Source organism: Paenibacillus sp. FSL H7-0357 (genome assembly GCF_000758525.1).
In the GTDB taxonomy this organism is placed as follows: Bacteria; Bacillota; Bacilli; order Paenibacillales; family Paenibacillaceae; genus Paenibacillus_AQ.
Genome location: NZ_CP009241.1, coordinates 2,521,514 through 2,544,599, shown reverse-complemented (window position 1 = coordinate 2,544,599; position 23,086 = coordinate 2,521,514). Strand labels below are relative to the sequence as shown.

The following is a 23,086-nucleotide window of genomic DNA, read 5'->3' as shown; positions in this document are numbered from 1 at the left end:
TCAGCCCCCTGTTCAATTTGGTGAAAGTTTCATTTATTGTAACGGAAAAAAGCGCCTTCATGTAATAAGGCGCCAAAATTCCGTTCAGGCTTATTGCAAGCCATTCCCATATTTAAACTATCGTGAATATTGAACAGATCCGTCTCCTTTAATCGAAGTAAACGGCTTTCCCTGTGCGCGCGGATTCATAAAGTGCCTCCAAAATCAAGGAAACTACATATGCCTGCTCAGGTCTTACGACCGGTTCCTTATCCTGATCAACCGCTTCAATCCACTTTCTCATCTCCAGGTCAGGCGCACTTTCCTGTGTGCCATCATAGAATGCTACTCCACCTGCGTTCAGCTCAATCTCATTTTTATATAAGCGGCCATGCTGTTCTCCGTTAATCCGCAGGCCTTCTTTCATATCCGCGCCGGCTTCCGTTCCGCTCAAGCTGCATTTTGCCTCATCAACCTCCAGCGAGTTCAGGGCCCAGCTGGATTCCAGCATGATCGTTGCACCATTCTCCATAACAATCATTCCAAACGCCGAATCCTCCACTTTAAATTTGGCGGGATCCCAGGGTCCCCAGGCATTTGCAGCATTCTCCCGCTGGGACAGCTCATGATATTTGGTTCCCAAGACGACCTTGGGCTGGTAATTGTCCATCATCCATAAGGTCAGATCAAGTGCATGCGTTCCTATATCGATGAGCGGTCCTCCACCCTGCTTCTCCTCATCAAGAAAAACGCCCCAGGTAGGTACTGCTCTTCTTCTGATGGCATGCGCCTTGGCGTAATAAATATGGCCTAATTGTCCTGCTTCGCAGAGCTTTTTCAGAAATAGGCTATCCTCTCTGAAGCGGTTGTTATAGCCTACCGTTAGTTTTTTTCCTGTTCGCTTGGCTGCATCAACCATTCTTTTGGCCTCTGCTGCCGTCTTGGCCATCGGCTTCTCACACATGACATGCTTGCCGGCTTCCAGCGCAGCGACAGAGATTTCCGCATGAGACTCATTGGGGGTAAGCACATGAATAATATCAAGTGTGCCATCTTTAAGTAATGTTTGATAATTAGTGTAGACTTTTGCGTCTTTGCTTCCATATTGTTGTGCTGCTGCTTCAGCCCGCTCCTGAACGATATCGCAAAACGCAACCATTTCAATATTGTTCAGCTTGCTTAAACTTGGCAGGTGCTTCCCGTTCGCGATTCCACCACACCCGATTATGCCTAACCGATACACTTTACTCATATCTATCATCCTCACTTTATCGTATGTTTCCCGTTTCTATAGGTCGCGGGAGTTATTCCTAACCGCTTGCGAAAAACATTATGCAAATAGTTGGCATTCGTAAAACCTTCAGACTGAGCAATCTGTTCAATCGGCTGGTTGCCCTCCGACAGCTTGCGGCAGACACCTTCCAAACGGATATTCTCAAGAATCTGGGAGAAGGATTGATCAGGATTGACCTTATTAAAAATCCGCTGCAGCTGTCTGGAGCTGATTTTTAGCTTTTCTGCAACATTGTCCAGCGTGACAGCCCCGGAATAATTAGCCCTGATATACTGAATGGCGTATTCATATCTGTAAGTCAGCATATCCCGCACCGGCGCTTCCGCTCTAATCCCTTCCGGATCATATGCTCTTGCTGTTTTTAACAAAATACTGATTACAAACTGTTTGATGGCTGTATAATATCCGGTGAACTTATCCTCACAAGCTTCATAGGCTTCCAGAAAGCAATTCATGGCATGATGCCGGTCATGAATTGGAATGAGGGGGAGTTTCCGGAGTTTGTCGATACATTCTTCCGCTTCTGCTACCTCCCACGGATCCACTTCTGCTCTGCTTTTCTGTCTAATATCAATATGGAGGCAAAGTTCGTCCATAGCTTCTTCCTGGTCAGCCTCCTGGTAATGCATCACACCCGGCCCCGTTAAATAAAGCATACCCTGCGATAATGGGTACTCCTGCTCAGCGAGAATCACTTTTCCTTTACCTTTAGGAATAAAGTGAAACTCAAACTCTGCATGATTATGGAAATCTATGATTTTCCCGGCCGGGAATGAGGTTAAATGGAACCTCAGTACAACAATCTCATAATGTCCCCATTGAACTGTAATATCGAGTCTCTCCAGCAAATCCGACTTTTGAGACATCGTTTGGTAGATCATGCGTTTACATCTGCTAACGGGATGACCCGTCCTTCTTTTGCCGAGCGATTTGCAGCTTCCATTAATCTGGTCAGTTCTATGGCAGTCTGAACATTATTATCAGCAAAAGTATCACTCTGTATATGATTGACCCATTGATGAAAAGCACTGTCGTGATTATCTTTTATTGGAATCTCCGTCCAGCTATTCGGGGTACCCTCAGGTTTATTCGTCTTAAGAAGTAATTTATCCTCCGGCGTTCCGAAGAGCAGAGTTCCTTCTGTTCCGTGAACCTCGATGGTAAACGGCGAATGGCTGTTCACAAATCCGGCCTCCACCACACCGATCGCCCCCGAAGTTGTAAACAGGGTTGCTACTGCATTGTCCTCCACGTCTTTCCCTGTGATATATCCAAAATTGGCACTTACACCGGTCACATCCTGACCTAAAAATAGGCGGGTTAAATACATAGGATGGCATCCCAAGTCGATCAAAGCCCCCCCTGAGCATTGTTCCTTATTATAAAAGTGCTCAGGCAGCCAGCCGGCAATGGCCCCATTGTGGGATAAGCGAACTCTGACATACGTTATCTCCCCCAGTAGCCCCCCGCTAATCAACTCCATAATAGACAAAGTGTATCCGTCGTTCAATCGCGGCAAGGATACGGTAATTTTCACTTGATTCCGATTTACCTCGGCAATAATATCATCAACTTCCTGCACTGTTGGAGCGATAACCTTCTCGGTAAAGATATGTTTGCCTGCTTTGGCGGCGGCCACTATTACATCCTTATGAATGTTTGTCGGCGCATCCACGATGACAGCGTTAACATCTTCCTGAGCCAACATATCATCGAGAGACTCGAAGTAAGGAACCTTCAACGTTGCAGCCGCTTCTTGTCCTCTTATCGCGTCTTCGTCCCATACTGCAGCGATAAACGTATCCTCATGCGCCTGCGCTTGCTTAACATAGTCCCAAGCATGTACATGCCAAAAGCTGACTAGACCAATGCCAATGCTCATTTGCTATAACCTCCAACATATAGTATTCTGACATCCCACTATAAGGTAACATATCTGAGTCGCTTTTTTTAATAGGAAAACACGACAAATTATATATAATATTACGACATACGTTCACTAACTTAAACACAGCAAGCGCACAAAAACGCCCCCAGACATTTCTGCCTAGGAACGGTTTTTGTATCTTTGCCAGACTTTCCAATTTAATGATTTGTTAGATCGGTCCCTCTGGAGGCGATGACTTTCTTGTACCAATAGAAGCTTTTTTTGCGTATGCGTTCCAGGGAGCCGTTACCTTCATCGTCCTGATCGACGTAGATATAGCCGTAGCGTTTTCGCATCTCTGACGTGGAAGCTGAAATCAGATCAATGCAGCCCCAGCTCGTGTAGCCCAATAGTTCTACACCGTCGGCAATGGCCTCGGCCATCTGCTCGATATGCTGAGCCAGATATTCGATGCGGTAATCGTCCTTGATTGTACCGTCCGCTTCAATAACATCTGCAGCACCGAGACCGTTCTCGACAACAAAAAGCGGGATCTGGTAACGGTCATGCATCTCTTTAAGGACAACCCGCAGACCGGTCGGATCAATCTGCCAGCCCCAATCTGAGGTCTTCAGGAACGGATTCACCAGACCCGACGACAGATTACCCTCTGTCCGCTCTGTGATACTCTCGTCCGTACTGACCGTTGAGGACATGTAGTAGCTAAAAGACAGGAAATCAACCAGGTTCTCCTTCAGAACAGCTTCGTCCCCCGGCTCCATCTCAATGCTTACTTTATAATCAGCCAGATGCCGTTTGATGTATGACGGATAATATCCCCTGACCTGAACGTCGGAACAGAACTGGGCCATTTGGTTCTCTCCCTGTGCCTTCAGCACATCCCCGGGATGGCAGGAATACGGATAGATCAGTTTGCGGGCCAGCATGCAGCCTACCTGCAACTCCGGATTAATCTCCCTTGCACGCTTGATAGACAGAGCACTGGCAATGAACTGGTGATGCAGCGCCTGAAACGCAGCCTGCTTCTCATTCTCTTTACCTTCGGTCAGCACACCTCCCCCCAGAAACGGAAAGCGGATTACTGCGTTGATTTCGTTAAAGGTCAGCCAGTACTTCACCTTGTTTTTATAGCGCAGGAAGACCGTGTCCGCATAACGGACGAACAGTTCGACCAGTTCGCGTGACTCCCACCCGTTGTAACGGGTAACAAGCTCCACTGGCATCTCGTAGTGCGAGAGCGTAACCAGTGGCTCAATGCCATATCTGTTCAACTCATCAAAAACATCATCATAGAAGCGTAATCCAGCTTCATTCGGCTCTTTCTCATCCCCGTTTGGAAATATACGGGGCCAGGAGATCGACATCCGGAACACTTTAAAACCCATTTCTGCGAATAAGGCAATGTCTTCTTTGTAACGGTGATAGAAATCGATCCCTCTGCGTTTGGGGTAATTCCCCTCCTGCGTATCCGAGATGGCGGCAGCAAGCTCCGCTCTGGAGATGCTGAGAGCATGCTCAAGAGCTTTGCGCTGTCCCGGCGGAACATATTTGACCACATCTGCAGTAGACAGCCCTTTGCCGTCCTCGCAATACGCACCTTCAACCTGGTTGGCTGCAACCGCTCCGCCCCACAGGAAATTCTCCGGAAACTGGTTAGGCATCGGATAAGCCTCCCTTATTCATTTAGTTTACTGCGGCCGCCGTCTTAGACTCAGCCTGCTGCTCCAGCTCGTAGGCTTCGAAATCGGCTTTTTTGAAGAATGGATAATAAATTGCAAAGCTTACCCCGATCATTACCAGTTGGAACGCGGATACGCGCCAGCCTCCGTTCATCCAGCCATTAACCAGCACCGGAATACCAAGCGGCACTTGAATACCGTGCAGAACCGGCAGAATTCCGATCGAAGTCAGAAGAATAGCCAATCCGCTGCTCACCAGTGGTGTTAGAATAAACGGAATCATGAAACGCACGTTAAGCACCAGCGGCATCCCGAAGATGACCGGCTCGTTAACTCCAATAATACTTGGAATAATTGCAAGCTTGCCCAGCGTTCTATACCGGGTAGACTTGGCGAACAGCATGGCAATAATCAGGCCAAGCGTTGCACCCGCACCACCAATCAGCACATAGACCGGGAAGAACGGGGAACCGATAATATGAGTGCCTTCTACACCTCTTTGGTAAGCATCCAGATTTTCAAGTCCAAGCGCTACCCAGATCGGTCCTACTACGGAGTAAACCACCAATGTACCGTGAACACCGAAGAACCACAGCAAATGGATTAAGAAAATACAGATCAGCATCGCCCACCACGTACCACCGAGACTCGTTAGCGGCAATTGGATAATGGAAAAGACAAATTCATGCATATTTCCATATTTCGTCGCTCCGAAAATCGCTGTCAGGATCAGCATCACGAAAACAATAATGAAACCCGGAGTCAATGCGGCAAAGGATTTCTCAACAGTAGGCGGAACACCCTTTGGCATCTTGATATAGATTTTTTTCTCCAGCAGGTAAGTATACAGTTTGCCGACAATGAGGGCTACGATAATGGCTACGAACAGCCCCTTGGCTCCCAGCCAGGAGTAACCGAAGGCTTTGGTGGCGCCATCGTCCAGGAGCCCCTTTGGAGTAACCAGCAGAAAGCTCATTAGCGCAAGAATTCCTGCCGAGAATCCCTGTTGTTTAAGCTGTACCGCAAAATTGTAAGCGATGGAGAACACCGCATACAGAGCGATTAAATCGGTTGTTATCGTAGCCGGAATCGCAGTGTACGTCTTCAGGCCGGAACTTTCCAGGAAGTTCTGGTAAGGCTCCAGCTTCAAAGCATTAATCAGGGAAAATATCGCACCCAGGATCAATATCGGCATCAAAGCCATCAGCCCGTTGGAAATAGCACTGATATAATTATTTTTCTGAATCTTGGTACTGACTTTCTGGATTTTGACCCTCCATTCTGCCCCGCTTGACATGAACTAAGCCCCCTTCTCCATAAGTTCAATTGCTGTTTCCAGTACTTTATCCCCATCCATCATGCCATAAGCCATCATCTCAATTGTCGTTACCGGGATACTAGGATATTCGGCAGCCAAATCCCCTTCGGCATGGCCCATTTGCGGCCCAAGCATAATAATGTCAAACGGTGCCTGATCAGCAATATCGCTCTCCGCCACAGCATCAATGATAACCTCTATTCCCTTGGCGCGTGCTGCATCCTTCATGCGCTCCACCAGCATACTTGTCGAGAAGCCTCCTGCACAGGCGAGAAGAATCTTTTTCATCTTCAGTTCACCAAACCTTTCAATTGTTGTTCCAGCGCTTTGCGCTCCTTAACTTCTTCAATCAGTTCCACGGCCAGCTCACGAACCGTAAGAGCATTCATCAAGTGGTCCTGTGCATGAATCATCAGCAGCGTGATTTCTGTTTTTTCGCCCCGGCCTTCCGCTTGGATCAGACCCGTTTGGACTTTATGCGCTTTGGTAAGACTCAGTTTCGCGTTCTTGATCATTTCTTCTGCTTCGTCAAGGTTCCCTGCGCGTGCTGTGCGAACCGCTTTGAGGCTGAGGCTCCGGGCTTCCCCGCTGCTCGCTATAATCTGCATAATTGTTTGTTCGTAATCCATGGTTTCTTCACTCCTGATATTTATAGTAGGTTCTCTATCTCCATCATAAATTGCTCATAGCTATTAACGGCCAGCAGCCGGTTCCTGCTATCTTCTTTCTCCATCAGTACCAGCAGCAGCTTGCTGATTTCTTTGTGCAGGAACAACTGCCCCGGGCGCAAATTAATCAAAAAGATTAGCTGTACCGGCTTTCCGTCATGCAAGAGCTGTTTTTTCAGCACAGTTACATTGATGCAGTCGCGGATGGCGCTCATCCGCATTGGATGTGGACCGGCAATGCCGTTTTTATAAATGGTTGTAAATTTATTCTCCCGAAACAGTACCTGCTCAGGGAAATCCTCAGCGGCATAATGAAAGTCTGTAATCTCACGGCAGCGCTGCTGCAGCAGTTCTTTGTAATCATCCGGCCCGTCCGTATGGAACAGCTCCTTGCGGAATAAGTCCTTGAAATCCATCAGCTTATGGGACGGCTGTGTATGGCCCATCTGCAGCGACAAAATCTCCTTGATCCTCTGAATCTCCTGGTCATCCAGCAACTGTTTAATATGAATGACCAGTTTCTCATTCATTTCTGTATCAATCGGCACCGTGGTCAGAATCAGATCAACCGGTCTGCTGCTGATTTCCTTAAGCTCGGTAATGGAAGCTGTGATAACGGACGCCTTGGGAAATACTGCCTCAAGCTTCAGGCGAATGAGTTGTGCGCTGCCTCCACCCGTCGAACAAATAACAGCAATACGTTTGAACTGCTCCAGATTGCGCTGCTGCATCCGTTCAAGATGTGCAGCGAAATGAAGGGCGACATACCCTGCTTCGTCCCGGGACATCTTGAACCCGTATTGCTCTTCAATAATCTCAGCGAACCGGAAAGAGATCACGAACACATTGGCATACTGGCTGTAAACATCCTCTACGAGCGGATTTCCCAACTGAAGATTATAGTAAAGACGGTTCAGTAGCGGGAACATATGCAGAAGCAGCGCTTCCTGCAGGGAATGGTCTTTATTGAAGCCGGTGAGGAACTCCCCATCCAGCCGCTGCAAAATCTCGTTAATACCTTGACGCAGCTGCGATTTGGTCTCGTCTGACATTCGCTCCATAATCGTTTTGCCCGAAATATGCAGCGCCAGATAATCCACTTCAACCAGAGGTAGCATTATCTCATAGTTGGACTCGATCCATTTGGCAATTCTCTCTGCTATATCGTGATACAGCGGCTCCGGCTTGCCCAGCATCGCTTGTCCGGGTACGATATAATTATGCTTTGAGACCCGGTATAGGAGAATAAACAGATGGGTGACAATATTATTCAGGAATACATCCGAAATTTTCAGTTCCTTATCCTTCAGCACCTGCAGTAGATAGGCCGTGAGCCTCTCCCTATCAAATTCCCGCCCATAAGCATGGAAATCCTCGGTTTGCTGGAGGGTCTGGCTGGATTGCAGGATAAAATAGGAGAACGCCTTGCGGAAATCCTTCTCGTCTCCCTCAATTTTCATTCCGTAATGGGCACGGCGGGCCAGGCTTAAACGAAACGCGCCCAATCTCTGCTCCACTTCCTTCAAATCAGAAATAATGGTGGAGCGGCTGACACCTATCTCCTCTGCCATCTTATCGATTGACCGATAGCTGTCGCTCTGCAGGAGGTAGAACAGCAGGTATTGCTGCCGTGACTGCTTATTGTCCAGATCCACCTGATCGCTCTGGAGCAGTCCCTTCTCCCGGTAAATCTGGAATAATTCCGGCTCCTTGATCTCAAGCTGATAGCCTTGACCACGAATCATTCGGATCTGAAACCCGTGCGCTTCCCCGGTCTTGTCGAGCGAACGGATAATATCACGGACCGTCCGTTCGGACAACCCGACCTCCGCAATTAATTCGCCCATCTTAACCGGAACCTTTCTGCTTAATAAAATATTGACGATCGTATATTCCCTCATCGGTCTCCCTCGTTTGTGATACTAGTATCGGTGTGAAGCAACTCAGCTGGTTATGGCTCCATCTTACTTGAAAACGTTATCTTAAGAACAGTTTGTATTCTGCAATTTGGAACGGCAGAATTTAAAGGGTATCCCTTCAAGAGATTATAGAGTGTATTTATCCCTCTACTGTATTACTCTCACTTGCTTATAAGATGCCCCTGAGAAGTGCTTTTATAAACCGCCTTTTTTTTCGAGAGACAGCCTCATATTGTCCAATGGGGTCTGTTGTAATAAGTTCGGGTGGGGGTGATTGTTCGGGTTAAGGTGCCTAGCGCTGCCAGCGATACGCTCTGGCGTAATGGTCAGGGGCACTACCCAGATCTGCTTCATATTTACCGGAATAGTAAACCAGCTCACTCTAATCCTCTCTGCAAATACTATAGTCAGCATGTTCGTAATGAAAATGCTTGTTCGGATTGATCGTTTTTCCCTTTAGCAAAAAATCTAATGACAATAAATATCTAGATAATTCATACCCGATGGAAGGAGCGCTTCGCTCTATTTTATTAATCTTATCTAAAAAAACAAAAGATCCGTTGCCAAATTTGGTACGGATCTTTTATTACTATTTGGACATCATTTTATTTGAACCGCTGGGCTTGCCTTGAAGGCATAATGGTTAGTTCCGGAATGCTGACGTGCTCAGGCTGCTCCAATGCATAAAGCGCCGCCTCTGCAACATCATCGGGATGTAACGGCAGAACTTTCGAAGCAAACGCGCGTATTTCATCCTCGGAATATCCGGCCACTTGAGAAAATTCCGTTGCCACCGCCCCGGGCTGAATCGTCGTAACGCGAATCCCCTGATCGATTGTCTCCAAACGTAATGCAGACGCTATGGCGTTAACGCCATATTTGGTAGCGCTGTATGGACCTCCTCCGGCAATCACTTCCTTGCCGGCAATGGAGGAGATGATGATGACATCTCCCTTACCCTGACCCAGCATTGGCGGAAGCCCGTAGTGCAGCGTCAACATTAGACCGTGTACATTCGTCTTGTACAGCTCCTCCCATCTTTCCAGATCCACTTCTACCAATGGACTTCGATACCCGAATCCGGCATTGGCAACTATAATATCGAGACGGCCCCAGCGGTTAATCGTTTCATTGACCACATGCTGTACTTCTTCAGCCTTTTGAATATCAGCAGGTACCGCCATAACCTCGTACAATCCCTCTTTATGCAATTCCTGAACCAGCTCATCCAATCGATCCTGCCGACGTGCCACTACAGTCACATGGGCGCCGCGTTTTACCAGTTTCCTGGCGATCGATGCCCCGATTCCGCTGCTGGCGCCTGTCACCAAGGCCACTTTACCGGTCAGACTCTCCTTCTCATTCCAAGATAGCTCCAAATCATCCAGATTCATTTTGCACCCTCCCAGACTCCAACCTTATTTTGTTAAAAGCACGCGATGAACGCCCTTGCTGCCTCCAGGTGCCGTTCCTATATATAAATATCCGTTATGGCTTGCAGCCGTAGTTACGCCATACACTTTGCCTTCCGGATCATGCCAGCTTCCGATAAGTTCTCCCTGCGGACTGAACTCCGCAGCAAGCCCATGCTTCACCGGTGCGCTTGCGCCGTTAAGCAGCGACTGCGGCACTTTGGCCATGGTACTGGCCAACCAAGGTTTGCTATGCATCTGATCTACAAAAGAAAGGCGAGTCGTGAAGATACCGACCCAGAAATGACCTTGGTCATCACGCGTAATGTTGTCTGGAAAGCCTGCGAGATTGTCTGCGAAAATATCAGATGTACCCTCCTTCGGTCCTTTGAGCCAGTATCTGGTCAACTGATAATGATACGATTCTGCCACAAGCACAAAATCTTCATCCGCAGACAAGGCAACCCCGTTTGCAAAATAGAGGCCTTCTAACAGAACGGTCGTCTTCTTGGTCATTGGATCGTACTTCAGCAAACGTCCATGCGGCTTGTTCTCGGCCATTTCCTTGAAGGTCACTCTACCATAATTAGAAGTATCGGAGAAATAAATGGAGCCGTCCTTGGCAATATCAAGCTCATTAGCTAAATAGATCGGCTTGCCGTCCACTTGATCGGCCAATACCTCTATGCTCCCGGATGGGTTTATAGACAGCAGTCCCCTCTGGACATCCGTAACGATCAAATCGCCTTTGGCATCGAATATAAGTCCATTAGGCGTTCCTTGGGTGTCTGCAAACAGTTGTGCTTTTTGCGGATTGCCCTCTGCATCGAAAGGAACCCTGTAAATTTTCCCGTCTGAATCTCCTGTATATAGCTGGCCTTCTTTATCGAATGTAATGAATTCCGGGAATTGAGGGGCATCAGTAACTAGCTGAGCCGAGCTGAGTTTGTTGTTCTGTTGCCACGGACCCGCTTCCTCAAAAGAGGGAGCCGTCGGTGCGGACCATTTTGCCGGTTTGACCGGTGAAGGATAAAGTAAGAAAACGAGTAATCCTACAACGAGCACCGCAAGCAGTGATAGAACCCATCTAGATATCCTAGCACGCAGTGAGCGTTTAGGACGATTCACGCTTTCAGTAGATTTAACGGAGTTAACTGGTTTATTGGGCATTAGAGCGCCTCCTGTATCATTTTTGAGAGATTTTAGATTTGGACTACGATTTTACCAAAATATTGCTTTCCTTCAGCCAAGAGCGCGATAGCTTCTCCAATTCGTTCTAGAGGGAATACGCGGTCGATGACGGGATGTAAACGATGATGGGCAATCGCCCGATTCATCTTTTCAAAGTGATCCCGGTTGCCGACTTGACTGCCGCGAACCGTTGCGGCTTTGTGCAAGATGCTGGAGACATCGTATTCCGGAATGGTCAAGCCCGATAAGAACCCGACCATACTCACGGTCCCTCCAGTGCGAAGTGCATTTATGGATTTCCCCATCGTTGCCGCTCCTCCAACATCCAGAACATGGTCGACGCCGCCAGTCAGCTCTAACGCTGCCTTATCCCAATCAGGAACCTCCGAATAGTTGATCGTTTGCCATGCGCCAAGAGCTTTTGCTCGTTCCAGCTTGTCGTTGCTGCTCGACGTGATGATGACTCGTGCTCCGGCCATAAGCGAGAATTGAAGCCCGAAGATGGAGACACCGCCTGTTCCTTGCAGCAGCACAGTATCACCCGCTTGCAAACCACCGTATTCGATTAGCATGCTCCATGCGGTTAATGCCGCGATCGGCAGGGTGGAGGCCTCCTCATAAGTGAGGTGATCGGGAATAGGGACGACTCCGTCTTCATGCAGAACGACATACTCGGCCGCTACTCCGTTCAACGGACCTCCCAGACTTTCTTCTAACACCCCTGGTCTTGGGTTGCCGCCAATGAAGCGCTGTTGAAAATTACCTGCTACTCGTTGTCCGACCTGAAATCTAGTTACGCCTTGTCCAATGGCTACAATTTCTCCCGCTCCGTCTGATAATGGAATGAAGGGGAATTTAACTTCGATCGGCATTAATCCGCCGAGGACCACTAGATCCCGATAATTGAGAGAAGCTGCCCTCATGCGGATCAGCACCTCCTTAGGGCCTGGCGTTGGTTTGTCGATTTCCGTCATGGTTAATTCCTCAAAGCCGAAGCCGTTTGTCAGTTGTATAGCTTTCATCGTATTGTCCTCCCTGGAAGATCAGATTGATTACCCGGATTCTTAATTCTTATCCCCTTATTTGTCATCGTGGTGCTCTCCTTTTTGATACTGTGTTATACTATAGAAACACTGTTACCAAAACTCAGAACTATTTTTCGATTTTTTTGAAAGTTAAGTGAAGCGCATTTACGGTAACAGTGTTTCCTGTAGGTATCATTGTATCCACTCAATTTCAGAAAGTCAATATGATTTTTGAGCCTCCATCGTTTATTGACAAGTGAAGGAAGGACAACTGTAAACAATTCCTGGTAACGAAAGTTGAAAACCTACCGAGAAGCTCGCATGCAAAATACTGAAAATCTCCGTAGGAGGACACTGGGAGATGTGCAAGCAGCCTATGTGATGGAGGAGTCGAGTGAATCGTTACGGACCGGGGCGCCTTTATTTCTCCAAGAAACGCTGTTTCGTCTATCTTACGGACTCAGATGCAGTTATTAGCTGATGTTCATATGAAATATTGCCTGATGTAGGGGGATAAGCGCAGTATGGTCCGTTAGCTCTGCAATATATGCTGATTAGCGAAAATAAAGTCTGTGGAGTCCGCAAGGAATTCAGGGTAGCAGTGGTTAGTCTGAAGTTGGATTTCGGAGTTAGCGGGCAGCCAGCCAATCGTAACTGGTGGTCGACGTTGGCATACAGTGTTGGGAGTGGCAGTCAGCATTAGCATTTGACGTTTGGGGATTTGGACTAGGCAGTTGGCGTTTACCTTTAACAACTGGGGTTCAGAGGTTGAGCTCCGGATGGGATGCACGAGCGGGCTGTTGCCGTTGGCATTTGCAGCTCAGAAATTCCCACTCTCTGCTTATTTCTCCAACTCCCATAAACAGCAAAAGAACGGCATTTCTGCCGTTCTTTAGGATGGACTCTCAGGGGCTCGAACCCTGGACAAATAGATTAAGAGTCTACTGCTCTACCAACTGAGCTAAGAGTCCATATGAAATTTGGTGGAGCCAAGGGGGATCGAACCCCTGACCTCATCGCTGCCAGCGATGCGCTCTCCCAGCTGAGCTATGGCCCCATGTGGCTGATTTAGAACTACAACTATGTATTCTAAAATCCGGACTGAGCTGTTAGCTCCCATCGCTTCGTCATGTTTAAGTTCCGTAGGCGACTTCTATATAATATAAAAAATCGCCTTCGGTGTCAACACTTTTTCAAAAAAAGTTTTTCGGGGTGCGCAAAATGCTTCTACAACCCCTCAAACTCCTCGGTGTTTTTAGAGAGCAGTCCCTTCAGTTCCTTCATAAACATGTTGATATCCTTGAACTGGCGGTACACGGAGGCGAAGCGGACGTAAGCGACCTCATCGACAGGGTAGAGCTGCTCCATGACCAGCTCGCCGATCTGGCGGCTCTCCACTTCGGCTAAGGCGATGCCGCGCAGCGACTTCTCCACCTCGGAGACAATGGACTCCAGGCGCTCTACGGAGACGGGACGTTTCTCGCAGGCACGGATAAGGCCGCGCAGGATTTTGTCGCGGCTGAATTCTTCGCGGCTGCCGTCTTTTTTGATCACGATCAGCGGAGTTTCTTCAATCATCTCAAAGGTGGTAAACCGCTTGCTGCAGCGCTCACATTCCCGCCTGCGCCGGATGGACTTATTCTCGTTGGCCGGACGCGAGTCAAGCACTTTCGTATTCGTGTGATCGCAGTAAGGGCATTTCATAAGCCTTAAGTCACTTCCTTTTGCATTAATGGTCGCTTTCCGGTCCGGCATACGCCGGCTACCGGTAAGCTGATTTTATTTCCAGAAAACACCGTTTATTTGTTGTTATGAATATGCCATGTCCGGCACATAATACAGTTACCAACCGATAGGAGGTGAACAGCAATGAGCCAAAACAACAGCTCCAATAACCTGGTAGCTCCAAATTCACGCGGTGCCTTGGAACAACTGAAATATGAAGTTGCCCAAGAACTAGGTATCACGCTCTCCCCAGATGGATACCAAGGCAATAAAACTTCTTACGAAAACGGTTCGATCGGTGGTTACATCACTAAACGTCTTGTAACCCTGGCTGAGCAATCACTGGCAGGTCAATACAAATAACCTGTCCCCATAAGCTTGCCTAAAGAAGTATTAAACGGCCCTCAAGGCTGTTTAATGCTTCTTTTTTCGTACAAATACAGTCTTCTCCCTTAGAACTCGCTGTAAATCTCCGTGTACTGGTCGTAATAATAAATGACTCGCTGCACATAATGCCGGGTCTCGCCAAACGGGATATCCTTCACGGAAGCCGCTGTACCGTCCCAATTGCCCTTTTCCAGCCAGCTCTTCACTTTCCCGGGGCCTGCGTTATAGGCCGCGATTACAGCGGTACGGTTGCCATCAAACTGGCGGGAAAGCGATGACAAATACCAGGTTCCAAGCTCAATGTTGGCCGATGGCTCCCTCTTCAATTGTTGCAGTGAGACATCGGGAAGCTTGGCCTTTTCAAGCGCCCACTTCGCCGTATCCGGCATCAGCTGCATGAGTCCCAATGCGCCTTTTTTGGACTCCCGGCCGGTCTTATAGTTCGTTTCCACCCGGATGATGGCTGCCACAAGGAACGGGTCCATATCGTAGGTAATACTGTGCTCACGAATTTCTGCTTTATAATAAATCGGATAAAACCAGGACATCCAGTTGGTACTCAAGAACAGGATTCCAGTGAATCCAACGAATAACAGGAGCAGCACTCTTTTTTTACGCAGCCATTTCATCATAGGCCCAGCCTGTCCCACAATACGGCAACCTGCTGCTCAGTTTGGGCAAGAGTACCGCTGTTGTCGATGATGTAGTCCGCTCTGCTGCGCTTCAGTTCAATATCCAACTGGGCATCCAGTCTTCCTTGGGCCTGCTCCAGAGTCAGCCTGTTGCGCTCCATCAGCCGGTCCAACTGGACCTCCCGGGGAACATAGACGACCACAATTTGCCCGAAAAGGTTGTCCAGCTCCGATTCATACAGCAGAGGGATATCTACAATAGTCAACCGCTGCGGGTCTTCTTGTTCCATTGTGTTCATACGGTCTTTGATTTCCTGGCGAATCGCCGGATGCGTCAACTGATTCAGCGCCTGCCGGGCTTCCGGATCATGAAAAACGATCTCCCCCAGCTTGGTGCGGTTCAGTGTTCCATCCGGCAGCAGGATTCCTTCTCCAAAATGCAGCACAGCTGCAGCCAGCACCGGATGTCCCGGGAGCATGACTTCTCTGGCGATGGCATCAGCGTCCACGAGTCTTGCTCCCTTTTCCACAAACAGTGCGGACACGGTGCTTTTTCCAGAAGCAATGCCTCCGGTTAAGCCCATAATCATGTACTCACCTCATAATAGCTTCATTATTCCCATTGCAATTAACATTAACGCAGGCAGTACGGCAGCATGCTTCATCCAGTAACGTCCAGACAGCTTAAGACCTGTTCTCATGCCCAGCAGCAGAAAGGTTCCGCTGAACAGGGCGATCATAAGCGAGGTGGATACCGGACTGAATCCCAGCAGTGCAGCCCCAAGACCCGCTCCGAAAGCATCCAGCGACAGTGCTATTCCGAGCAGCATCGCTTCCATGGAGGAAATGCTCCCGGAGGCGTCCATATCGGCCGAAGACGGCGTACGGAGAATCTGGATGACCACCCCGAGATGGCGGAGCTCCAGTGAAAAGACTGCCGCCTTCTGCGCGTCTTTTTCGATCTCACTCACAGAAACCGCAGTCGTATCTGCAAGGTCAGCAGTTGCAGCCTCCCCCTTGGAAGCCACTCCCGAAAGCAGTACGGTTCCTGTCTCCCGTCCTCCCGGACTGTGCTCCTTCTCCTTCTGAATCAGCATCTGGACGAGGGACCAGCAGCCCATCAGGACCAGAATAATCGCGCCGATGCTTGAAGCGGCCTGCGGTGAAATTACCTTCGCCAGCAGCACACCTACCTGCATAGAGACACAAATGACTATCCCCGAGCAAAGCGAGATAATCATAATGGAGAGCAGCGGTATTTTCATTTTGCGGAGTCCATATGTAATGCCTACACCAAAACCGTCCAAGCTCAGGGCAAAAGCCAGCAGCAGCAATGAAAACAAGGGGCTGAGCACCCGCAATCCCTCCCGTGAAGAACCGGCAGCCCGTGCGGAACGTTCCGCGGGCTCCGTTCGCTTTATTGAGCATTCTTCACACAGTATATGGGCGGGACAAACTGTCGGTGCCTTACTTTTGCAGCAGCATGAACAGCAGAGGTGTATAATGCCTGTAAATCATCTCTTGCTCTAGTGCGATGCCCTACTTAACTGCCGCAGCCAAAGGCTGGCAGCTTGGGCAAATATGAGTGCCCCGGCCGCCTACAACACTCTTCTCGATGAGAGTACCGCAGGTGGCGCAGGGCTGATCCTTACGTCCGTAAATGAGCAATTGCTGCTGGTAGCTGCCGCTTTCTCCCTGGCCGTTGACATACGACTTCACAGAGGAGCCTCCGGCATTCACCGCCTCAGTCAGCGTTGCCACAATCGCATGATGCAGCTTGTTCAACTGCTCTTCCGTAAGCGCCTTCGCGCTCACCTCAGGGTGAATTCCGGCGCGATGCAACGCCTCATCTACATAAATATTGCCGATGCCGACCACATATTCCTGATTCAGCAGCAGCGGTTTGATTTTGGTGTTTTTACCGGAGACAATTTCCTTGAATCTCTCCACTGTAAAGGAAGGATCAAGCGGTTCCTGCCCCAGCTTGCTCAGCGGCTTAAGGAGAAGATCCTCGCCCGGCTGGAACAAATGCATGGTACCAAACTGACGCACATCCGTATACCGCAGCTCGGTGCCGTCGGTGAAATGGAAGATGACATGCGTATGCTTGTCCAGCGGCTCATCTCCCTGGAAAAGACCGTACCGGCCCTCCATCCGCAGATGGGAGACCATTACCAAACCGTCAAATACAAAACGCAGAAATTTGCCTCTGCGCTCCACATGAACCACGCTATGGCCTGCCAGCATATGGGCAAAAGCCTGAGTATCGTCCGGACGCTGGATAATCCGCGGCAGCCGGACGGTGACATTCTCTATCTGCTTGCCTTTAATTAATTCATTAAGTGTTCTCTTGACTGTTTCTACTTCCGGCAATTCCGGCATAATGGCTCACCTCTCCTCCATTATACCGGAATTGCCGGGCCTGCGGGGAGTCTATTTCGCCTCATACCAGTTACTTCCATAACTTACCTCTGCCTTCAGCGGCACAGAGAGCTTGAGCGCGCCGGCCATAACCTTGGGCAGCAGTTCCTTCATCAGCTCAAGCTCATCTTCCGGCACCTCGAAAACAAGCTCATCGTGCACCTGCAGCAGCATGCGGCTCTTCAGCCCGCGCTCATACAGCGCCTTGTCCATATGGACCATAGCCAGCTTGATAATGTCTGCAGCCGTCCCTTGAATTGGGGTATTCATCGCCGTACGTTCGGCAAATGAGCGCAGATTAAAGTTCTTCGCATTGATCTCCGGCAGATAGCGGCGGCGTTCCAGCAGCGTGGTTACATAACCTTGCTTGCGGGCATCAAGCACGATATCGTCCATGTAGCGGCGTACACCCTCATATACTTCAAAGTACTGCTCAATAAAATGTGATGCTTCCTTGCGGGAAATCCCCAGGTTCTGCGACAGTCCGTAATCACTGATGCCGTACACAATGCCGAAGTTAACCGCCTTGGCGGACCGGCGCATGTTGCTGTCGACCTGGTCGGCCGTGACTCCGAACACATCCATCGCTGTCTTGGTATGAATATCCATATCATGCAGAAAAGCTTCCTTCATCCGCTCATCACCGGAAATATGTGCCAGCACGCGGAGTTCGATCTGCGAGTAATCTGCCGCCAGAATTGACCAGCCCGGTTCGGACGGTACAAAGACCTTGCGGATCTTGCGGCCTTCCTCCAGCCGGATCGGAATGTTCTGCAGGTTCGGAAATTGGCTGCTAAGCCTTCCTGTTGCGGCAATGGTCTGCCGGTAGAAGGTATGCACCTTACCGGTCACCTCGGAGACTTCCTTGAGCAGCCCCTCTACATAGGTGGACTGGAGCTTGGCGATCGAGCGGTATTGCAGGATCAGACGCACCACATCATGATAAGGGGCCAGTTTCTCCAGCACCTCGGCATCGGTGGAATAGCCTGTTTTGGTCTTCTTGACGACAGGCAGACCCAGCTTCACAAACAGGATTTCCCCGAGCTGCTTAGGCGAATTCAGGTTGAACTCGGTTCCGCATATCTCGTAGATTTCAGCAACCAGCTTGGAAATCTGGGCTTCGAATTCTTTCCCCAGCTCTTTAAGATCTTCTTTATTGACGGCAATCCCCTGTTTTTCCATATCGGCAAGAATGCGCGACAGCGGCATTTCGAGATCTTCGAACAGTCCGGTCATTGCCGTCTCGGTCAGCTCCTGCTGCTGCTTCTCGACGATACCAAGCACGGTAGCGCTTTTGCGCGCCACATGATTGCCGAGGATTTCAAGCTCCGGTATTTTATATTTGGCGCCTTTGCCGAACACCTCTTCATCCGGAGATAAGCGGGGCAGGCCATATTTGGCGGTAAGATCATTCAAGTTCTGATTTGCTTCTGTCGGATCCAGCAGATAAGCAGCAAGCTGCACATCATTGGCTGCTCCGGCAAAAGGAATCCCCTGCCAATGCAGCGCCAGATCGGCGCGGTGCAGATCATAACCGCTCTTCGGCGCCTTGCTGTCTCCCAGCCAGGCCCGCAGCGGAGCAGCAGCATGGCTCTGCAGCAGTGCAAACGGCACGAAGTAATGCCGCTCCGGCGAAGACAAGCCAAGGCCAATCACTTCTGCACGGTGCGGGTTCTCACCGTTTGATTCCACATGCAGCGCGGAAATGCCCGGGAGAGCGGAGATCAAGTCCTCCAGCTCACTTTCACCGACGATGGTAATATCCAGGACGGCAGCTTCAACCGCTTCTACAGCTCCATCACTGCTGGGCGAATAAGCGCTCAGCGACAGGCGCTCAAGCAGGGATTTGAATTCCAGCTTGGCGAGTGCCGGGCCGGCGGTATCCCCCTTAATTCCGGTGAATTCCATATCCTCCCAGGCATGTTCCAGCGGAACCTCGCGGTAAATCGTCGCCAGCTTCTTGCTCATCACGGCACTGTCCGCATGTTCCTCCAGCTTCTCTTTCATCTTGCCCTTCAGCTCGCCGGTTCCGGCCAGCACGCCTTCGACCGAACCGAACTGGTGCAGCAGCTTAAGTGCGGTCTTCTCGCCTACGCCAGGCACTCCGGGAATGTTATCACTGGCATCACCCATCAGCCCCTTAAGGTCGATGATCTGCTCTGGCGTCAGATCGTATTTCTCGCGGATTTGCTGCGGTCCGTACAGCTCGACTTCTGTAACGCCCTTACGGACCAGTGCCACCGTCGTATACTCCGAGGCCAGCTGCAGCATGTCCTTGTCCCCGGACACGATCATTACCTGGCGTCCGGCTTCATCAGCCTCACGCGAGATGCTGCCGATAATATCGTCAGCTTCGTAACCGGAAATCTCAAACTGCGGCACCCCCATATCACGCAGCAGGTCCTTCAGCATCGGAAACTGCTCGGAGAGCTCTGGCGGTGTCTTTTGACGGCCGCCCTTATAATCTTCATACCCTTCATGCCGGAATGTAATCTTCCCGGCATCGAATGCTACGATCAGATGACTCGGCTTATGCTCCTCTATTAAACGCAGCAGCATCGTCGTAAATCCGTATACCGCATTTGTCTGCTGCCCCGCCGTATTCGTCAGCGGCGGCATGGCGAAAAATGCGCGATAAATGATGTTATTTCCATCGATTAGTATCAACTTGTCCACTATAGCACCTCGCCTTTATCTTGCTTACTCCCTACATAGTAACATATGCCCCGCTCAAAAAAGAACCAAGACATCCGAAATGAACTGCGGATTCTACCGGTAAAGCAAGTTCCCGCCCGCTAAATAGAGAAAGCGCCCGAAGTTTATGTATTTAATGTAGGATTTCCATTATTACCCTTGCAAAAACCTCTTAACTTCCAAATAAAAATGAAAAAAAGCAGCAAGCCTCCAGTACAGGAGTTTGCTGCTTAGTAGGTACACGCGAAATTCATCCGGGGCTGCTGCACAAGGTCAGCCAGCACCGGCTCAATCGTGCCTTCGTTATTGATTCAGATCCGGGCGTTTGCCTGTTACGAGATAAACCACACTTTCGCCGATGTTGGTCGCGTGATCGGCAATCCGCTCGATATAGCGGCCAACCAGCGTCAACAGCATCGCCTGATTCAGCGATTCCGGCTTTTCGACCATATAAGTGTACAGTTCATTAATCGTTGCACTGTACAAATGATCGACCTGGTCGTCATCCTCGGCCATCTTGTACGCCAGATCGGTGTTCTCATCCAGATAGGATTGAATCGCCTCGTCGATCATGACGGCCACAATTTCAGCCATCCGCGGAATATCCACCAGCGGTTTGATCAATTGCTGGCCCTGAATGCGCAGCGTAACCTTCGCAACATCCAGTGCCAAATCGCCCATACGCTCCAGATCGCTGGATATTTTGAACGCAACAATAATTCGGCGCAGGTCCTTGGCTACGGGCTGCTGGGTGATAATCAGCCGCGAACCGATTTCCATTATTCTGTCTTCCATGGCATTCAGCCGTAAATCGGCTTTGACGATTTCTTGTGCACGTACGGTGTCAAGAGTCTGCAAAGCTACGATTGCACCTTCCAGAGCATCCGTTACATGCTCGCCCATCTGCTGCAGCAGGCTGCGTAGTTCTTCCAGATCTTTATCGAATTCTTTTCTGCGAATCATAATAAAAGCGATCCTCCTCAAAAACGTATGGTCAGCTTGTCATTTCCAGTAACGGGTCCCTGCGGGGGTTAGCCGAAGCGGCCGGATATATAGTCTTCTGTGCGGGAGTCCTTTGGATTGGAGAACAACAGTTCCGTATCCGCAGCCTCTACAATTACACCGTTCAGGAAAAACACGGTTTTGCCCGATACCCGGGCCGCCTGATGCATATTATGTGTGACCATAACAATGGTGTACTTATCGCGCAGCTCCTGTACCAGTTCCTCAATCTTTAGTGTGGATACCGGGTCAAGCGCGGAGGTTGCCTCATCCATCAGCAGAATATCCGGTTGTACCGCAAGCGCTCTGGCAATGCAAAGACGCTGCTGCTGTCCACCGGACAGGCTAAGTGCAGATTTTTTCAGAAAATCCTTAACTTCCTCCCAAAGCGCGGATTGCCGCAGACTTTGTTCTACGAGTTCATCCAGCTCCGCTTTGGCGCGGACGCCATGCAGACGGGGGCCGTAGGCCACGTTGTCGTAGATCGACTTGGGAAATGGATTGGGCTGCTGGAATACCATGCCGACCTGCTTGCGCAGGCTCTCCACCTCAACCTCGTCGCTGTAAATATTTTTGCCGCTGATGTTCACTTTACCTTCAATACGTGTTCCGGGAATCATGTCGTTCATACGGTTTAGTGTGCGCAGTAATGTGGATTTACCACAGCCGGAGGGACCGATAAAAGCTGTCACCTGTTTCTCCGGAATCTGCAGATCCACAGCCTTCAGTGCATGAAAAGACTCATAGTAGAGATCAAGTTTCTCTATGTCAATGATGGATTTCATTAGTTTTTGCGTCTCCTTCTCATCATCTTCGTTCCCCATGATAAGCTTTCAGTGTAAATAGAGTTGAAGAGAATTGTTAACGCAGTGTAAAATCGGTAACAATCGTCCCGTTTTCACGAAATGCCGATGATCTTATTATTTCATTTCTTTGTATATTTTAAAAAAAGAACACCGTCATTTCAAATGACAGGCGCTCTTTTCTTGCTAACTACCAGTTTGTAACCTACACCGCGAATCGAATCAATATGGACTGATTCCGGATCAAGCTCCAGTTTCTTGCGCAGTGAGCTGACGTGGACATCCACCGTCCGCTGTCCGCCGATATAATCAAAGCCCCATACGGCATTCATCAAATCGTCGCGCGTCAGCACCACACCCGGCTTGCGCGCCAGATACAGCAGCACTTCAAATTCCTTCGGCCGCAGATTAATGCTGACTCCGCCCAGAGAAACCTCATACCGTTCAGGGTAAATTTCCAGCTGTCCCAGAATAATCGTCGATGCCGATACTACAGCTTCCGGCTGGACTTCTTCGGCAAGTCCGGAGATCCGCCGGAGTACTGCGCTGACCCGGGCAAGCAATTCCGATACACCAAAAGGTTTGGTTATATAATCATCAGCACCGGATTTCAGGCCGCGAACTACATCCTCTTCGGCATTTTTGGCAGTCAGCACGATAACAGGCGTACGGATGCCTTGTCCGCGTAGTTTATCAAGAATATCAATCCCGTTCATTCCCGGAAGCATGAGGTCCAGTACGATCAGGTCAAAAGGTTCTCTAGTCGCACGGTCATATCCTGCCGTTCCATGATCCTCTACCGTCACTTCATAACCTTCCTGCGTCAAATTATAGGACAGCAGCCGTGCCAGCGTCGGTTCGTCTTCAATGACAAGCAATCGTTGTGCCATAGGTTCCCCCGTCTTCATATGTTTTTAAATTTACAAATCAGTTCGCAAGCCCATCATATCACCGGAATGTTAACTCGGTGTAAAATCTCAATGACTTCTGAATTTTTAAAAAGAATTCAATTCCATAGTAAACCTTGAAGGGCCCACTGGCAAATTTGA

The 23,086-nt window shown here is 49.5% G+C and carries 21 protein-coding genes and 2 tRNA genes; 1 reads left to right on the top strand and 22 read right to left on the bottom strand.

Annotated elements, in window-relative coordinates; all coding sequences use genetic code 11:
- Positions 1 to 148: 148 nt before the first annotated feature.
- From H70357_RS10935 to nrdR, 14 genes are all read right to left on the bottom strand, one after another.
- Positions 149 to 1,231 (bottom strand): Gfo/Idh/MocA family protein, encoded by a 1,083-nt coding sequence (locus H70357_RS10935; protein ID WP_038589008.1) that lies wholly within the window; start codon positions 1,229 to 1,231, stop codon positions 149 to 151.
- A gap of 11 nt (positions 1,232 to 1,242) precedes the next feature.
- Positions 1,243 to 2,154 carry an AraC family transcriptional regulator gene (locus tag H70357_RS10930; protein WP_038589006.1) on the bottom strand — a complete coding sequence of 304 codons (912 nt, stop codon included), beginning with the start codon at positions 2,152 to 2,154 and terminating at the stop codon, positions 1,243 to 1,245.
- Positions 2,151 to 3,155: a Gfo/Idh/MocA family protein gene (locus tag H70357_RS10925; RefSeq protein ID WP_038589003.1), complete on the bottom strand. Its 1,005-nt coding sequence runs from the start codon at positions 3,153 to 3,155 to the stop codon at positions 2,151 to 2,153. The genes H70357_RS10930 and H70357_RS10925 overlap by 4 nt, the downstream gene beginning before the upstream one ends.
- Positions 3,156 to 3,358: 203 nt before the next feature.
- Positions 3,359 to 4,822 (bottom strand): glycoside hydrolase family 1 protein, encoded by a 1,464-nt coding sequence (locus tag H70357_RS10920; RefSeq protein WP_038589001.1) that lies wholly within the window; start codon positions 4,820 to 4,822, stop codon positions 3,359 to 3,361.
- A 22-nt stretch (positions 4,823 to 4,844) separates the two neighbouring features.
- Positions 4,845 to 6,137: a PTS sugar transporter subunit IIC gene (locus H70357_RS10915; protein WP_038588999.1), complete on the bottom strand. Its 1,293-nt coding sequence runs from the start codon at positions 6,135 to 6,137 to the stop codon at positions 4,845 to 4,847.
- Positions 6,138 to 6,140: 3 nt separating this feature from the next.
- Positions 6,141 to 6,446 (bottom strand): PTS sugar transporter subunit IIB, encoded by a 306-nt coding sequence (locus H70357_RS10910; RefSeq protein ID WP_038588997.1) that lies wholly within the window; start codon positions 6,444 to 6,446, stop codon positions 6,141 to 6,143.
- Positions 6,447 to 6,448: 2 nt separating this feature from the next.
- A complete protein-coding gene (locus H70357_RS10905) occupies positions 6,449 to 6,787 on the bottom strand; it encodes a PTS lactose/cellobiose transporter subunit IIA (protein WP_038588994.1) in 339 nt (112 codons plus the stop codon).
- A gap of 20 nt (positions 6,788 to 6,807) precedes the next feature.
- Complete coding sequence (locus tag H70357_RS10900; RefSeq protein WP_038588992.1) at positions 6,808 to 8,727, bottom strand: BglG family transcription antiterminator; 1,920 nt, start codon at positions 8,725 to 8,727, stop codon at positions 6,808 to 6,810.
- Between the two features lie 623 nt (positions 8,728 to 9,350).
- Positions 9,351 to 10,139, bottom strand: a complete 789-nt coding sequence (locus tag H70357_RS10895) for an SDR family oxidoreductase (RefSeq protein WP_052091968.1) — start codon at positions 10,137 to 10,139, stop codon at positions 9,351 to 9,353.
- A 24-nt stretch (positions 10,140 to 10,163) separates the two neighbouring features.
- Positions 10,164 to 11,327 (bottom strand): SMP-30/gluconolactonase/LRE family protein, encoded by a 1,164-nt coding sequence (locus H70357_RS10890; protein WP_038588989.1) that lies wholly within the window; start codon positions 11,325 to 11,327, stop codon positions 10,164 to 10,166.
- Positions 11,328 to 11,359: 32 nt separating this feature from the next.
- Entirely contained in the window at positions 11,360 to 12,370 is a 1,011-nt protein-coding gene (locus H70357_RS10885) for a zinc-dependent alcohol dehydrogenase family protein (RefSeq protein ID WP_038588986.1), read from the bottom strand.
- 901 nt (positions 12,371 to 13,271) lie between these two features.
- Positions 13,272 to 13,344: transfer RNA gene (locus tag H70357_RS10880), tRNA-Lys, on the bottom strand.
- A gap of 10 nt (positions 13,345 to 13,354) precedes the next feature.
- A tRNA-Ala gene (locus tag H70357_RS10875) sits at positions 13,355 to 13,430 on the bottom strand.
- 170 nt (positions 13,431 to 13,600) lie between these two features.
- Complete coding sequence (gene nrdR, locus H70357_RS10870; protein ID WP_038599232.1) at positions 13,601 to 14,077, bottom strand: transcriptional regulator NrdR; 477 nt, start codon at positions 14,075 to 14,077, stop codon at positions 13,601 to 13,603.
- 165 nt (positions 14,078 to 14,242) lie between these two features.
- On the opposite strand from nrdR, the gene H70357_RS10865 reads away from it, so the two are divergent.
- Positions 14,243 to 14,461: an alpha/beta-type small acid-soluble spore protein gene (locus tag H70357_RS10865; protein WP_038588982.1), complete on the top strand. Its 219-nt coding sequence runs from the start codon at positions 14,243 to 14,245 to the stop codon at positions 14,459 to 14,461.
- Between the two features lie 89 nt (positions 14,462 to 14,550).
- Here H70357_RS10865 and H70357_RS10860 read toward each other — a convergent pair whose 3' ends face one another.
- The 8 genes from H70357_RS10860 to H70357_RS10825 all read right to left on the bottom strand — a co-directional run bounded on the left by H70357_RS10860 (position 14,551) and on the right by H70357_RS10825 (position 22,927).
- Positions 14,551 to 15,114 carry a lytic transglycosylase domain-containing protein gene (locus H70357_RS10860; RefSeq protein ID WP_038599230.1) on the bottom strand — a complete coding sequence of 188 codons (564 nt, stop codon included), beginning with the start codon at positions 15,112 to 15,114 and terminating at the stop codon, positions 14,551 to 14,553.
- On the bottom strand, positions 15,114 to 15,707 hold the full coding sequence (gene coaE / locus H70357_RS10855; protein ID WP_038588980.1) for a dephospho-CoA kinase: 594 nt from the start codon (positions 15,705 to 15,707) through the stop codon (positions 15,114 to 15,116). Before coaE ends, H70357_RS10860 begins: the two co-directional genes overlap by 1 nt.
- A 9-nt stretch (positions 15,708 to 15,716) precedes the next feature.
- The gene (locus H70357_RS10850) at positions 15,717 to 16,472 is read right to left on the bottom strand and encodes a manganese efflux pump (RefSeq protein WP_038588977.1); all 756 of its coding nucleotides are present in this window, start codon (positions 16,470 to 16,472) and stop codon (positions 15,717 to 15,719) included.
- Positions 16,473 to 16,656: 184 nt separating this feature from the next.
- Positions 16,657 to 17,499 (bottom strand): DNA-formamidopyrimidine glycosylase, encoded by an 843-nt coding sequence (mutM, locus tag H70357_RS10845; protein ID WP_038588975.1) that lies wholly within the window; start codon positions 17,497 to 17,499, stop codon positions 16,657 to 16,659.
- Positions 17,500 to 17,550: 51 nt separating this feature from the next.
- On the bottom strand, positions 17,551 to 20,214 hold the full coding sequence (gene polA, locus H70357_RS10840) for a DNA polymerase I (RefSeq protein WP_038588972.1): 2,664 nt from the start codon (positions 20,212 to 20,214) through the stop codon (positions 17,551 to 17,553).
- A 321-nt stretch (positions 20,215 to 20,535) separates the two neighbouring features.
- Positions 20,536 to 21,195 (bottom strand): phosphate signaling complex protein PhoU, encoded by a 660-nt coding sequence (phoU, locus tag H70357_RS10835; RefSeq protein WP_038588969.1) that lies wholly within the window; start codon positions 21,193 to 21,195, stop codon positions 20,536 to 20,538.
- Positions 21,196 to 21,263: 68 nt separating this feature from the next.
- On the bottom strand, positions 21,264 to 22,019 hold the full coding sequence (gene pstB / locus H70357_RS10830; protein WP_038588967.1) for a phosphate ABC transporter ATP-binding protein PstB: 756 nt from the start codon (positions 22,017 to 22,019) through the stop codon (positions 21,264 to 21,266).
- Between the two features lie 179 nt (positions 22,020 to 22,198).
- On the bottom strand, positions 22,199 to 22,927 hold the full coding sequence (locus H70357_RS10825; RefSeq protein WP_038588964.1) for a response regulator transcription factor: 729 nt from the start codon (positions 22,925 to 22,927) through the stop codon (positions 22,199 to 22,201).
- Positions 22,928 to 23,086 lie beyond the last annotated feature (159 nt).